Below are 13,123 nucleotides of genomic sequence, written 5' to 3'. Positions count from 1 at the left end.
GCCCCTACGGTGACCCGGTCCCGCACCCGGTCGAGGAGGCCCGTTGCCCGCGTCGCGCCCGTCCGCGCCGGCGCCCGAGCACCGCGGGCGGCGCCGTGGCGCGCTCGTCGTCCTGGTCCTCCTGGCGGCGCTGGCCGCCTGGAGCGTGCTGGCGCTGCAGCCGCCGGACCCGGCGCCGGCCGACGCGCCGCCGACGTCGTTCAGCGCCGCCCGCGCGGCCGCGCACGTGGAGGCGGTGGCCGCCGAGGTGCACGTGACCGGGAGCCCCGCCCAGGACCGCGTCGTCGACGGGCTGGTCGCGACCCTCGGCGGGCTCGGGCTCGACACCCGCGTGCAGAACGCCGTCGGGACGCGGGTGACCGGACCGGGCGCCGCCGACCTGGCACGGGTGCGCAACGTCGTCGCGGTCCTGCCGGGCACCGACCCCACCGGCCGGCTGGTGCTCACCGCCTCGTCGGACTCCGCGCCCACCGGTCCCGGCGCCGGCTCCGCCGCCGGCGTGGCCGTGGTGGTCGAGACCGCGCGGGCGCTGCGTGCGGGGGAGCCGCTGCGCAACGACGTCGTCGTGGTGGTCGCCGACGGCGGGCAGGCCTGCGGGTGCGGTGCCGAGGCGTTCGCGGCCAGCCACCCGCTGGCGAGCGGGGACGGGGTGGTGCTCGACCTCGACGTCCGCGGCGCCGGCGGCCCGGCGGTGGTGCTGGCGACGTCGCCGGGTCCGGCTGCGCGCTCGGCGGTCGGCAGCAGCGCCGCCGTCGAGCTGTACCGCGAGCTGCCGGGCGGCACCGGGCGCGGCGCGCTGCCCGCCGCGCCCGGGCTGACCCTCGCCGCCGTCGACGGCGCCGCGGGTTCCGGCACCCCGCAGGACACGCCGTCGCGGCTGGACCCGGGCACCCTCCAGTCGCTCGGGGACGCCACGCTGACACTGGCCCGCGAGCTCGGCGACGCCGACCTGACCACCACGGACCGGCCAGGGGACGCCCGCGCCACGTGGTTCCCGGTGCCGTGGGGATCGGCGGGCTACCCCGGGACGCCGGTGTGGCCGCTGGCGGGCGCCGCGGTGCTGGGGGTGGCGCTGCTCGCTGCGCTGGACCGGCGGCGGGGGTCGCCGCCGTCCCGGACGCTGCTCGGCGCCGCGGCGTCGCTCGTGCCGGTGGTGCTCGCCCCGCTCGCGGTGGCCGGGCTCTGGCGGCTGCTGGTGGTGCTGCGGCCGGGGTACGCCGCGATGGCCGACCCGTGGCGTCCGGGCTGGTTCCGGCTGGCGGCGGTCGCCGTCGTCGCCGTGGTGGTCCTCGGCTGGTACGGGCTGCTGCGCCGGCGGCTGGGCGCGGCCGCGCTGCGGACCGGGGCGCTGGTGGTGCTCGCCGTGCTCGCGGTCGGGCTGGCCGCGCGGGCGCCGGGGGCGTCGTACGCGGCGGCGCTGCCGGCGCTCGCGGGGGTGCTCGCCGGGCTGCTGCCCGACCGCGCGCGGCTCGTGGGCGCCGCCCTGGCCGGCAGCGTCGCGGTCGGGGTGCTCGCCCCGGTGCTGCTGCTGGCGTTCCCGGCGTCGGGGCTCGCGGCCGGTGCCGTGCCGGCCGCGGTCGCCGCCGTCCTCGCGCTGGTGCTCCTGCCGGTGTGGGAGGAGCTGTTCCCGCCCGGCGGGGGCGCTCTGCGGTCGGTCGCCGTGCCCGCGGCGGCGGCGGGGCTCGCCGTGCTGCTGACCGCCGTCGGGCTGGCCGTGGACCGGTTCGACCAGCAGCACCCCGTGCCCAGCCGGCTGGCGTACGCGCTCGAGGCCGACACCGGCGAGGCGTGGTTGGTGAGCACCGAGGAGCGGCCGGGGGAGTACACCGCGCGCCACGTCGGCACGTCGCGGACGCTGCCGCACCACTACCCGTACCTGGGCGGCCCGGTGGCGGCCGCGCCCGCGGAGGTCGCCGACCTGCCGGCGGCGGCCGTGGAGGTGCTCGACGACCGGGTGGCCGAGGGCGCCCGGACCGTGACCGTGCGGGTGCGGCCGCAACGCGCCGTCCGGCTGGTCGCCCTCGACCTGGACGGCGGCGGCGGGCGGGTGGTGTCGGCCCGGGCCGGGGCGCGTGACGTCCCGGCCCGGGCGCTGGGGGAGGACCGGCTGCGGCTGACCTTCCACGCGCCGCCGCCCGGCGGGGTGGAGCTGACGGTCACGGTGGAGGACGCTGGGCCGCTGCGGCTGCGGGTGGTCGACGGCAGCGACGGGCTGACCGGGCTGCCGGGTCTCGAGCCGCGCCCGCCGGGGGTGGACGCGGCCGGCGCACTGGGCTCGGACGTGGTGCTCGTGGGAGCGACGACCGACCTCGGCTAGGCGTCCGCGGGATCTGTGGACGGCCTCCTCACCTGGGGATATGCCTCGCCGAGTGGCCGCGGGTCGGTTGTGATCGAACACGTGTACGAAGTGGCGGAGCAGGCGACCGACGGGACGTTCCGGTCCCTCGGCTGCTTCCCCTACGACGGCACTCCGGTGTCCCGCGACGAGCTGTTCGCCGCGATCGGCCCGCTGCCCTCCACCGACGAGTTCATGGCCGCCGCGTGCCCGCCGGGCAGTCCCGAGCGAGCGGTGCTGCCCGACCGGTGGGTGGTCCGGCTGGTCCAGCTCGCCGAGCGCCGCGCGGCCGCGCTGGCCGCGGAACGGGCCGAGCTGGTCGGCCTCCTGGCCGCGCAGCGGCCGGCCGAGGGTGCCGTGCCCGAGGGTGCCGTGCCCGGGGTCACCGTGCCCGAGGTCATGGACGTCAGCGAGTGGCTGCCCTGCGAGCTCGGCCTGGTGCACCCCTACGGCGAGCGCCGGGTCGGACGGCTGGTCCGGACGTCGCCGGCGCTCACCCGCCGGTTCCCGGCCACTCTCGAGGCGCTGCGTCGCGGCGAGATCGACGAGGAGCGCGCCGAGGCGGTCTTCGACCTGCTCGAGCCGTTGGACCAGGCGTTGGCCGCGCGGGTCGAGTCCGACGTGCTGCCGGGCGCGGCTGGACAGACGCCGGCCCGGCTCCGCGCCGCCCTCCGCCGCCGGATCGACCGGCTGGACGCCGACGCCCGCGAGCGGCGGCACCGCCGGGCGCGGGCCGCCGCCGGCGTCCGCTGGTGGCCGACCGGGGACGGCATGGCCCGGCTGGTGGCCGACCTGCCGCTGGCCGAGGCCGCGGCGTGCGGGACGGCGATCGACGCCTGGGCGCGCCAGCTCCGTGACGGTGGCGACGACCGGCCGGTCGGGCAGCTGCGCACCGAGGTGTTCCGCGACCTCGTCCTGCGGCCCTGGGCCCGGCGTCCGGCGATCAGCGTCGTGCTCGTCGTGCACGCGAGCCTGTCGACGCTGGGCGGCGGGGACGAGCCGGGCGAGGTCGACGGGCACCCGGTCAGCGCCGCGCAGTGCCGGGCGCTGCTCGCCGAGGTCGGCGCGCTCGGGCTGGAACGCCCGGACGGCGGCACGCTGGAGTTCGCCGTCCACGACCGGGCCGGTGACCTGGTCGCCGTGGGCACCCGGCGGGCGGTGGAGCGGGGCGCCCGCGATGGGGGTTGCGCCGGCCGCCGGACACCCCGCACCACCGTCCCCGCGCCGGCCCCCGCCGGTTCGTGGCGGTCCGCGACCGCCGGTGCCGCCATCCGCACTGCAACCGGCGGGTGGGCCGCACCGACCTCGACCACTGCACCCCTGGCCGGCCGGCGCCACGGGCTGCGACGACCTCTGCTGCCTGTGCCGCCGGCACCACCGGCTGAAGACCCACGCCCCCGGCTGGTGCTTCCGGCTGCTGCGCGGCGGGCGGCTCGAGGTGACCACGCCCTCGGGCGTCACCCGGGTCACCGATCCGCCGCGGGTCGTCGACGTCCCGCCGGTCCGGGCCGGCGCACCTCCCGGCGCGACCGCGGGGGCCGATCCGCCGCCCGACACCGCCTGCCCGTTCTGAGCGGGAAGCGCCGGCTCAGCCGGCCTCCTCAACCGTGCGGCCCGGCCCCGTGGCGCCGGACCAGCTCCGCTCCGATGGCGGCCAGCTCGGCGCGCACCGCGGTCGGTTCCACCACTTCGACGGCCGCGCCGAAGCCGGCGAGTTGCTCGGCGACCGAGCGGACGGTGTGGGCGGCGACCCGCAGCTGCACGCGCCCGTCGCCGTCCGGTCCGCCCACGACGGCGCAGTGCCGGCCGAACCGGTCGGCGAGCACCGCCGCCAGGTGGGCGGGCGCCCGCACCGTCGCCGTCACCAGTGACCGGAGCCGCTCGACCTCTCCGGCGACCTCGTCCCAGGCACGGGGCAGGTCGAGGTCCACCGGCCGCTCGAACACCTCCCCGGTCACGACCGGCGCGCCGATCCGGTCCACCCGGAATGTGCGCCGACCGGCGGGGGTCCCCGCCACGAGGTACCAGGTGCCGTCCTTGTCCACGAGCCCCCACGGCTCGGCCCGCCGGCGGGTCGGGGCGGCGCCGCGGCCGGTGTAGTCGAACTCGACCACCCGCCGCCCGACGACGGCGTCCATCAGCAGCGCCACCTCCGGGAGCTCCCGTGCCCGCTCGCCCCAGCCGGCGGGGTCGACGACGACCGCCTCGGCGGCGGCCGCGGCGTCCGTGCGGAACGCACCGGGCAGGGCCTGCAGCAGCTTGCGGAGCGCGGAACGGGCGGCGGGCGCGGCCGAGGAGGCTGGGCCGAGCAGCAGGAACAGCGCCCGGGCCTCCGGGGCGGTCAGCCCGCTCAGGTCGGTGCGGGCGCCACCGATCAGCTGCCACCCCCCGCCCCGGCCGGCCTGCGGGTAGACCGGGATCCCCGCGGCCGAGAGTGCCTCCAGGTCCCGCCGCGCGGTCGCCACCGAGACCTCCAGCTCCCGGGCGAGCGAGGCTGCGGTGACCCGGCCCCGGGCCTGCAGCAGCAGGAGGGCGGCGACGAGCCGGTCGGCGCGCATGCCGCCGAGGATGCCGCGGAAAGTGCTCAGGAGGTGAGTACTTCTCCCCGGAGCATGGGATCCAGCGGGACGCAGCCAGCGCCCCGACCGACGGAAGGAACCTCCCGTGCTCCGAGGCCTGGCCACCGTGACCCTGACCGCCGAGGACGTGCCCGCCGCGGTGCGCTGGTACGCCGACGTGCTCCGCGTCGAGCCCTACTTCGTCCGCCCGGTCGAGGGGCCGCCGGCCTACGTCGAGTTCCGCATCGGCGACGACGAGGACGAGCTCGGCATCATGGACGCCCGCTACGCGACCTGGCCCGTGGGGCAGCCGGCCGGCGTCGTCGTCCACTGGCACGTCGACGACCTGCCCGCCGTCGTGCACCGGCTGGAGACCGCCGGCGCCACCGTCGTGCAGCCGCCGACCGTGCGCGGCGAGGGCTGGAGCACCGCCGTCGTCGCCGACCCGTTCGGCAACCTGCTCGGCCTCATCACCAGCCCGCACTGGGCGGCCGCCCACGGCGGCTGACCGGGGTCAGCTGCGCAGGTAGGACGCGCCGTTGACGTCGACGATCGTCCCCGTGCTGAACCGCGCCTCCGGCGAGGCCAGCCACACCACCGCCGAGGCCACCTCCTCCGGCCGCGCCACCCGGCCGAACGGTGACTGCGCGCGCACGGCGTCCCCGCCGGGGCCGTCGAGCACCTCCCGCGCCATCTCGGTCTGCACGAAGCCCGGCGCCACGGCGGTCACCGAGATGCCCAGGGGCGCGAGCGCCAGCGCCATCGACTGGGCGAAGGCGTTGAGGCCCGCCTTCGACGCGCCGTAGGCCGGGTTGTCCGGCTCGCCCCGGAAGGCCCCGCGGCTGGACACGTTCACCACGGCACCCCCGCCGGCCGCGCGCAGGTGCGGGACCGCGCGGAAGGTGGCGTGGGCCGCCCCGGCCAGGTTCACCGCGAGCGTCCCGGCCCACACCCGCTGCCACTCCTCGTAGGAGGAGGTGAGCGGCGGGGAGGCGACGAACACGCCGGCGTTGTTCACCAGCACGTCCAGCCCGCCCAGGGCGCCGGCGGCGTCGTCGACCATCGAGCCCACCGCCGCGGCGTCGGCCATGTCGGCCTGCACCAGCGCGTGGCCGGTGCCGGGCAGCTCGGCGAGGACGGCCTCGGCCCGGTCGCGGGAGGCGCCGAAGTGGACGGCCACCCGGTCGCCGCGCTCGGCGAAGGCGCGGGCGATCGCGCGGCCGATGCCGCGGGAGCCACCGGTCACGAGCACGGCGCGGGAGGAGGTCACGGGCCGGGAGTCAACCAGCGGCCCCGGTGCACCACCTCGTCGAGCCCGCGCCGGCCGCGCCGCAGCGACGGCGAGCGCCGGTCCTCGCTGCCCGGGTAGCCGACCGACACCACCCCGACCGGGCGGTGCGAGGGCGGCACGCCGAACGCGGCCCGGAAGGCGTCCACCCGCTCCGCGGGGACGCCGAACAGGCAGGCGCCGAGCCCCTCGTCGACGGCGGTCAGCAGCATCAGCAGCGCGGCCATCCCGGCGTCGACGTCCCAGTACGGCACCGGCCAGCGGGCAGCGACACCGGCAGGGTCCCGGTCGGTCCAGCCCTTGTCCGGCTCGGCGTAGCGGTCGAGGTATGCGTCCTTCGACGACAGGGGCACCACCAGCAGCGGCGCCCGCCGCATCCGGGTCAGCCAGCCGTCCGGGGCGCCCGGCCCCGCCGTCACCGACCAGAACAGCTCCCGGTCGGCCGCCGACTCGAGCACCAGGAACGCCCAGCCCTGGGTGAACCCGGCCGACGGCGCCCGGGTCGCGTGCTCGAGCAGCCGCTCCCGCACCTCGGGCGGCACCGGCCGGTCGGGGTCGTAGTCGCGCACCATGCGGCGCCTGCGGACGACGTCGGCGAACTCCACCCCCGCAGCCTGCCCCGGGTGGGGCGGGCCACAGCGCGCCGGTCCCTAGGCTGGGTGCGTGCCGACCCTCCAGCTGCTCCCCGCCGTCGACGTCGCCGACGGCCAGGCCGTCCGTCTCGTCCAGGGGGAGGCCGGCAGCGAGACCTCCTACGGCGACCCGCTCGACGCCGCCCTGCAGTGGCAGCGCGACGGCGCCCAGTGGGTGCACCTGGTCGACCTCGACGCCGCCTTCGGCCGGGGCAGCAACCGCGAGCTGCTGGCCCGCGTCGTCGGCGCGCTCGACGTCGACGTCGAGCTCTCCGGCGGCATCCGCGACGACGAGTCGCTGGCCGCGGCCCTGGCCACCGGCTGCCGCCGGGTCAACCTCGGCACCGCCGCGCTGGAGTCGCCCGAGTGGTGCGCCCGCGCCATCGCCGAGCACGGTGACCGCATCGCCGTCGGCCTCGACGTGCGCGGCACCCGGCTGGCCGCCCGCGGCTGGACCCGCGAGGGCGGCGAGCTCTTCGAGACCCTCGCCCGCCTCGACGCCGAGGGCTGCGCCCGCTACGTGGTCACCGACATCACCAAGGACGGCACCCTGCGCGGCCCCAACCTCGACCTGCTCCGCGACGTCTGCGCCGCCACGCCGAGGCCGGTGGTCGCCTCCGGCGGGGTCAGCTCGCTCGACGACGTCCGGGCGCTGGCCGGGCTGACCACGGTGGGCGTCGAGGGCGCCATCGTCGGCAAGGCCCTCTACGCCGGCGCGTTCACGCTCCCCGAGGCCCTCGCGGTCACCCGGGAGGCCGCGGCGTGACCGTGCGGCGCATCGGCTCCGGCGGGCCCTGGGAGGAGCTCGTCGGCTACAGCCGGGTCGTGGTGGTGGGGGACCAGGCCTGGGTCAGCGGCTGCACCGCCACCGTCGACGGCGCGGTCGTGCACCCCGGTGACGTGGCCGCGCAGGCCCGGGTCGCCTTCGGTGTGCTGGTCGACGCGCTGGAGAGCGCGGGCCTCACCGCCGCCGACGTCGTCCGCACCCGCATGTACGTCACCGACACCTCCCGCTGGGAGGAGGTCGCGCGGGTGCACGGCGAGGTCTTCGGCGCCGTCCGGCCGGCCAGCGCGATGGTCGGCGTGGCCTCCCTGCTGCACCCCGACATGCTCGTCGAGGTCGAGGCCGACGCGGTGAGGGTCCCGTGAGCCTCGCCGTGCGGGTGATCCCGTGCCTGGACGTCGACGCCGGCCGGGTGGTGAAGGGGGTCAACTTCGTCGACCTGCGCGACGCCGGCGACCCGGTCGAGATGGCGCGGGTCTACGACGCCGAGGGCGCCGACGAGCTCACCTTCCTCGACATCACCGCCAGCTCCGGGGACCGCGAGACCACCTACGACGTCGTCCGCCGCACCGCCGAGAGCGTGTTCATCCCGCTCACCGTCGGCGGGGGCGTGCGCAGCGCCGACGACGTCGACCGGCTGCTGCGCGCCGGTGCGGACAAGGTCGCGGTCAACACCGCCGCCGTCGCCCGCCCGGAGCTGATCGGCGAGATCGCCGACCGCTTCGGCAACCAGGTGCTCGTGCTCTCCCTCGACGCCCGCCGGGTGCGCGACGGCGCGGTCACCGACTCCGGCTTCGAGATCACCACGCACGGCGGCCGCCGCGGCACCGGCCGGGACGCCGTCGAGTGGGTGGTCCAGGCCGCCGCGCTCGGCGTGGGCGAGGTGCTGCTCAACTCCATGGACGCCGACGGCACCCGAGCCGGCTTCGACACCGAGCTCATCCGCGCGGTGCGCCGCGAGGTGTCCGTGCCGGTCATCGCCAGCGGCGGCGCGGGCGCGATCGAGCACTTCCCGCCCGCCGTCGAGGCCGGTGCCGACGCGGTGCTCGCCGCCAGCGTCTTCCACTTCGGCACCCTGCGCATCGGCGACGTCAAGGCCGCCCTGGCCGGCGCCGGCGTCCCGGTGCGGACGGCGTCGGACACGCCGCTCAGCTAGCCGGCGCCCCGTCCCGGACGGCGACCCGGGCGACGCCGCGGCGCCCGGCGGCCCACAGCAGCACCTCCAGCGGCTCGCCCTCGACGGTGGTGACCACCGAACCGGCGCGGATCCGCTTGCCCGGTCCGGGGACGTCGCTGCGCTGCAGCACCAGCCCGCCGGGGTAGCGCGGCGCGACGGCGCGGGCGAACAGCTGCGCCGCGGTCCACAGCCGGTCGGCGTCGGCCAGCGGGAGCGCCCGCGGCTCCCAGCCCGGCTGGGCGCGGCGCACGTCCTCGTGGTGGATCGCGAACTCGGCGCTGTCCACGAGCGCCGCCACCGGCGCCCAGCTCGTCGGCAGCCACGGCGGCGGGCCCTGCCGGACGCGGGCCACCAGCTCGGGATAGGGGGTCGACGCGCGCAGCCGGTCCTCCAGCCGGGCCGAGTAGGCGTGCGCCCGGTCGCCGACCGGGGTGCGCTCCAGCACGTAGCCGGGCAGGGCGTCGGGTCGCCGGTCGCGGGTGACCAGGTGAGCCGCCAGGTGCGCCGTCGTCCACCCCTCGCAGCAGGTCGGGGCGCCGGGTCCGAGGTCGTCGAGCAGGTCGGCGAGGGCCGCGCGCTCGCGGGCGGCGAACGGGCGGGAAGCATCGGTCACCGCGGCGGGTTACCGACGGTGCGCTCCCCGGAAACCCGGCGGCCCGACCGTCGCCGATCGGTTAGCGTGCCTAAGTACGCGGCAGGCTGCCGCCGCCCGATCCCGAGGAGACCCGTGCCCCCCGCCCGAGACGCCGTCGTCCGGCGGGGACTGCGCCACGTCGGCCGCGCGATCGCCGAGCAGCCGGGCATGTTCACCCTCGCCGTCCTGGCCAGCAGCCTCTACGGCGCGATGACCGTGCTGTCGGCCTACGTGGTCGGCGAGGTCACCGACCGGGTGGTGCTGCCGGCCTTCGACGAGGGCGACACCACCGCCGGCGCCCTGACCCTCGCGGTCGCGGTCGTGCTGGCCGTCGCGCTGCTCAAGATCCTCGGCATCCTCGGCCGCCGGCTGTTCGCCGGGATCATGGCCTACCGCCTGCAGGCCGACTACCGCCGCCGGGTCACCGCCCAGTACCTGCGGCTGCCGCTGTCCTGGCACCAGCGCCACCCGACCGGCCAGCTGCTGTCCAACGCGAACTCCGACGTCGAGGCCGCCTGGTTCTTCGTCTCCCCGCTGCCCTTCGCCTGCGGCGCGCTGGTGATGATCGCCATCACCGTCGTCGCGCTCGTGGTCACCGACCCGCTGCTGGCCCTCGTCGGCCTGGTCGTCTTCCCGCTGGTCTTCGCCGTCAACGTCGTCTACTCGCAGGTGATGAGCCCGCGGATGCGCCGGGCCCAGCAGCTGCGCGCCGAGGTCAGCGAGATCGCGCACGAGAGCTTCGACGCCGGCCTGGTGGTCAAGACCCTCGGCCGCGAGGACGTCGAGAGCGCCCGGTTCACCCAGCGCGCCCTCGAGCTGCGCGACGGGCTGGTCGCCGTCGGCCGGGTGCGCGGGCTGTTCGACCCGCTGATGGAGGCGCTGCCCAACCTCGGCACCCTCGCCGTGCTGCTCGTCGGCGCCGGCCGGGTCGCCGGCGGCGGCACCGACCCCGGCGACCTGGTGAGCATCGCCTACCTGTTCACCCTCCTCGCGCTGCCCATCCGCGCGATCGGCTGGGTGCTCGCCGACCTGCCGCGCGCCCTGGCCGGCTTCGACCGCGTCACCCCGGTCCTCGACGCCACCGGGGAGACGCCGCACGGCGCCGAGACCGCCGTCCGCGGCGACGGCGGCGCGGGCCTGGCGCTGCGGGCGGTCGACCACGCCTTCGACGGCGCGTCCCGGCCGGTGCTCTCCGGCGTCACCTTCGACGTCGCGGCCGGCAGCACGGTCGCCGTCGTCGGGCCGACCGGCTCGGGCAAGTCCACGCTGGCCGGGCTGCTCGTCCGGCTGGTCGACCCGGCCGACGGCGAGGTGCTCCTCGACGGGGTCGACCTGCGCCGGCTGCGGGAGGGCGAGGTCAGCGCCCAGGCCGCCTTCGTGCCGCAGGGCACCTTCCTGTTCGACGACACGGTGCGCGGCAACGTCACCCTGGGCGGCGACCACACCGACGAGGAGGTCCGGGCGGCGCTGCGGGTGGCCGCCGCCGAGGACTTCGTCGACCGGCTGCCCGAGGGCCTCGACACCCGGGTCGGCGAGCGCGGCGCCACCCTCTCGGGCGGCCAGCGGCAGCGGATCGCGCTGGCCCGCGCCGTCGTCCGCCGGCCCCGGCTGCTCGTCCTCGACGACGCCACCAGCGCCGTCGACCCCGCCGTCGAGGCCCGCATCCTCGACGCGCTGCGCTCGGCCGACCGCCCCTCGACCGTGGTGGTCGTCGCCTACCGGCAGGCCACGATCGCGCTGGCCGACGAGGTGGTCTGGCTCGAGGGCGGGCGGGTCACCGCGCGCGGCAGCCACGAGGAGCTGCTGGCCACGGTGCCCGGCTACGCCGCGCTCGTGCGGGCCTACTCGCAGGCGGAGGTGGCGGCGTGAGCGGGCAGGAGCGCGAGGGTGCCTTCGCCACCCTGGGGCGGGGACTGCGCGCGATGCCGGAGTTCCGCCGCGGGCTGCCGGCCACCTTCGCCCTGGCCCTGGTCGCCACGGCGGGGCGCGTGGTCGTGCCGATCGCCGTCCAGCAGGTGGTCGACCGCGGCCTGCTCGCCCCCGGTGGCCCCGACCTCGACCTGGTCCGCACGCTGGTGCTCGTCTGCGCCGCCGTCGTGCTGCTCACCGGCGTGGCCGTCTACCGGATGAACGTGCGGCTGTTCCGCACCACCGAGACGGCGCTGGCCGGGCTGCGCTCGCGCGCCTTCCGGCACGTGCACGACCTGTCGGTGCTGCACCAGCAGGGGCAGCGCCGCGGCTCGCTGGTCTCCCGCGTCACCAGCGACGTCGACCAGCTGTCGACGTTCATGCAGTGGGGCGGCGTCCTCGGCGTGGTCAGCCTGGGCCAGCTGATCGTGGCCACCGCGGTCATGTTCGTCTACTCCTGGCAGCTCACCCTGCTGGTGCTGGTCTGCTTCGTGCCGCTGGGCTTCGCCGTCCGCTGGTTCGCCAAACGGCTGGCCGTGGCCTACGGCGTGGTCCGCGAGCGGGTCGGCGACGTGCTGGCCGCGATCTCGGAGTCCGTCGTGGGCGCCCCGACCGTGCGCGCCTACGGCATCCGCGAGCGCACCGCCGCCCGGCTCGACCGGTCCATCGGCCGGCACTACCGCGCCCAGGTCGACGCCCAGAAGGTCACCGCCGCGGTGTTCGTCAGCGGCGAGTTCATCGCCGCGCTCGCCAACGCCGCCGTCGTGGTCGTCGGCGTGCTGCTCGGCCTGGCCGGCCAGATCAGCGCCGGCACGCTGATCGCCTTCCTGTTCCTGGTCACGCTGTTCGTCGCGCCGGTGCAGATGGCCAGCGAGGTCCTCAACGAGGCGCAGAACGCCCTCGCCGGGTTCCGCCGGGTGCTCGACGTCCTCGACACCGAGCCCGACGTCCGCGACCCCGCCGCCGGCGGCACCGCCCTCGACCTGCCGCCCGGGCCGCTGGGCGTGCGGCTCGAGCACGTCGCCTTCCGCTACGCGGAGGGCGCGCGCCCCGCGCTGCAGGACGTCGACCTCACCCTGGCGCCGCGCCGCAGCTACGCCGTCGTCGGCGAGACCGGCTCCGGGAAGACGACGCTGGCCAAGCTGGTCACCCGGCTCATGGACCCCACCGAGGGGCGGGTGCTGCTCGGCTCGGACGCCGCCGGCTGGGTGCCGCTGACCGACGTCGCCTTCGCCTCGCTCCGCCGGCGGGTCGGCATGGTGCCCCAGGACGGCTTCCTGTTCGACGCGACCGTCGCCGACAACGTCCGCTACGGCCGGCCGGGCCTCACCGACGCCGAGGTGACGGCGGCCTTCGACGAGCTGGGCCTGGGCGCCTGGCTCGCGGGCCTGCCCGACGGCGTCGCGACCTCGGTGGGCCAGCGCGGCGACTCGCTGTCGGCGGGGGAGCGGCAGCTGGTCGCCATCGCCCGCGCGCACGTCGCCGCGCCCGACCTGCTCGTCCTCGACGAGGCCACCAGCGCGGTCGACCCGGCCACCGAACGGCGGCTCACCCACGCCCTCGACCGGCTCACCGAGGGCCGGACGACGCTGACCATCGCCCACCGGCTCTCCACCGCCGAGCGGGCCGACGAGGTGCTCGTCGTCGACGCCGGACGGGTGGTCCAGCGCGGGGCGCACGCCGACCTGGTCGACGCCGTCGGGCCCTACGCCCGGCTGCACGCCTCGTGGCGGCGGTCCTCGGCCGCGGCGCCCGAGCGCGTCGGCTGATCCCCCGGGCGGGCGACGCTCCCTTCTAGGCTGCGCCG

General features: G+C 77.6%; 13 protein-coding genes and 1 pseudogene. 9 read left to right on the top strand and 5 right to left on the bottom strand.

Translation table 11 applies throughout. From position 1 onward, the window contains the following. The first annotated feature begins 43 nt into the window (after window positions 1-43). Complete coding sequence (locus ACI78U_RS14570; RefSeq protein ID WP_456876040.1) at window positions 44-2,317, top strand: M28 family peptidase; 2,274 nt, start codon at window positions 44-46, stop codon at window positions 2,315-2,317. A gap of 140 nt (window positions 2,318-2,457) precedes the next feature. On the opposite strand, the gene ACI78U_RS14565 is transcribed toward ACI78U_RS14570, so the two are convergent. Next, a complete protein-coding gene (locus tag ACI78U_RS14565; RefSeq protein WP_456876062.1) occupies window positions 2,458-2,736 on the bottom strand; it encodes a hypothetical protein in 279 nt (92 codons plus the stop codon). On the opposite strand from ACI78U_RS14565, the pseudogene ACI78U_RS14560 reads away from it, so the two are divergent. Together ACI78U_RS14560 and ACI78U_RS14555 are read left to right on the top strand one after the other, a co-directional pair. Next, window positions 2,735-3,253: pseudogene (locus tag ACI78U_RS14560) on the top strand (DUF222 domain-containing protein); the annotation flags it as partial. The gene ACI78U_RS14565 and the pseudogene ACI78U_RS14560 overlap by 2 nt on opposite strands. 343 nt (window positions 3,254-3,596) lie before the next feature. Continuing rightward, window positions 3,597-3,908 carry a hypothetical protein gene (locus tag ACI78U_RS14555; protein WP_456876061.1) on the top strand — a complete coding sequence of 104 codons (312 nt, stop codon included), beginning with the start codon at window positions 3,597-3,599 and terminating at the stop codon, window positions 3,906-3,908. A gap of 28 nt (window positions 3,909-3,936) precedes the next feature. On the opposite strand, the gene ACI78U_RS14550 is transcribed toward ACI78U_RS14555, so the two are convergent. Then, the gene (locus ACI78U_RS14550) at window positions 3,937-4,893 is read right to left on the bottom strand and encodes a helix-turn-helix transcriptional regulator (RefSeq protein WP_456876039.1); all 957 of its coding nucleotides are present in this window, start codon (window positions 4,891-4,893) and stop codon (window positions 3,937-3,939) included. Between the two features lie 106 nt (window positions 4,894-4,999). Here ACI78U_RS14550 and ACI78U_RS14545 point away from each other — a divergent pair, with 106 nt between their 5' ends. Next, the gene (locus ACI78U_RS14545) at window positions 5,000-5,401 is read left to right on the top strand and encodes a VOC family protein (RefSeq protein WP_456876038.1); all 402 of its coding nucleotides are present in this window, start codon (window positions 5,000-5,002) and stop codon (window positions 5,399-5,401) included. A gap of 6 nt (window positions 5,402-5,407) precedes the next feature. Here ACI78U_RS14545 and ACI78U_RS14540 read toward each other — a convergent pair whose 3' ends face one another. Beyond that, a complete protein-coding gene (locus ACI78U_RS14540) occupies window positions 5,408-6,163 on the bottom strand; it encodes an SDR family NAD(P)-dependent oxidoreductase (protein ID WP_456876037.1) in 756 nt (251 codons plus the stop codon). Continuing rightward, complete coding sequence (locus tag ACI78U_RS14535; RefSeq protein WP_456876036.1) at window positions 6,160-6,786, bottom strand: nitroreductase family protein; 627 nt, start codon at window positions 6,784-6,786, stop codon at window positions 6,160-6,162. The genes ACI78U_RS14540 and ACI78U_RS14535 overlap by 4 nt, the downstream gene beginning before the upstream one ends. Window positions 6,787-6,844: 58 nt before the next feature. On the opposite strand from ACI78U_RS14535, the gene priA reads away from it, so the two are divergent. Genes priA through hisF form a run of 3 tightly spaced genes read left to right on the top strand, consistent with a single transcriptional unit; the run spans window position 6,845 to window position 8,753 of the window. Next, the gene (priA, locus tag ACI78U_RS14530; protein ID WP_456876035.1) at window positions 6,845-7,579 is read left to right on the top strand and encodes a bifunctional 1-(5-phosphoribosyl)-5-((5-phosphoribosylamino)methylideneamino)imidazole-4-carboxamide isomerase/phosphoribosylanthranilate isomerase PriA; all 735 of its coding nucleotides are present in this window, start codon (window positions 6,845-6,847) and stop codon (window positions 7,577-7,579) included. Beyond that, window positions 7,576-7,962 (top strand): RidA family protein, encoded by a 387-nt coding sequence (locus tag ACI78U_RS14525; RefSeq protein ID WP_456876034.1) that lies wholly within the window; start codon window positions 7,576-7,578, stop codon window positions 7,960-7,962. Before priA ends, ACI78U_RS14525 begins: the two co-directional genes overlap by 4 nt. Beyond that, window positions 7,959-8,753, top strand: a complete 795-nt coding sequence (hisF, locus tag ACI78U_RS14520; RefSeq protein WP_456876033.1) for an imidazole glycerol phosphate synthase subunit HisF — start codon at window positions 7,959-7,961, stop codon at window positions 8,751-8,753. The genes ACI78U_RS14525 and hisF overlap by 4 nt, the downstream gene beginning before the upstream one ends. Here hisF and ACI78U_RS14515 read toward each other — a convergent pair. After that, on the bottom strand, window positions 8,746-9,387 hold the full coding sequence (locus ACI78U_RS14515; RefSeq protein WP_456876032.1) for a TIGR03085 family metal-binding protein: 642 nt from the start codon (window positions 9,385-9,387) through the stop codon (window positions 8,746-8,748). The two genes, hisF and ACI78U_RS14515, sit on opposite strands and share 8 nt — an antisense overlap. A gap of 114 nt (window positions 9,388-9,501) precedes the next feature. On the opposite strand from ACI78U_RS14515, the gene ACI78U_RS14510 reads away from it, so the two are divergent. After that, window positions 9,502-11,277: an ABC transporter ATP-binding protein gene (locus ACI78U_RS14510; protein ID WP_456876031.1), complete on the top strand. Its 1,776-nt coding sequence runs from the start codon at window positions 9,502-9,504 to the stop codon at window positions 11,275-11,277. Then, entirely contained in the window at window positions 11,274-13,085 is a 1,812-nt protein-coding gene (locus tag ACI78U_RS14505; protein WP_456876030.1) for an ABC transporter ATP-binding protein, read from the top strand. Before ACI78U_RS14510 ends, ACI78U_RS14505 begins: the two co-directional genes overlap by 4 nt. The last annotated feature ends 38 nt before the right edge of the window (window positions 13,086-13,123 follow it).

The organism is Geodermatophilus sp. SYSU D00710, assembly GCF_054050195.1.
Note: the sequence above shows the minus strand (reverse complement) of the source record. Positions and strands in the feature narration are given on the sequence as shown.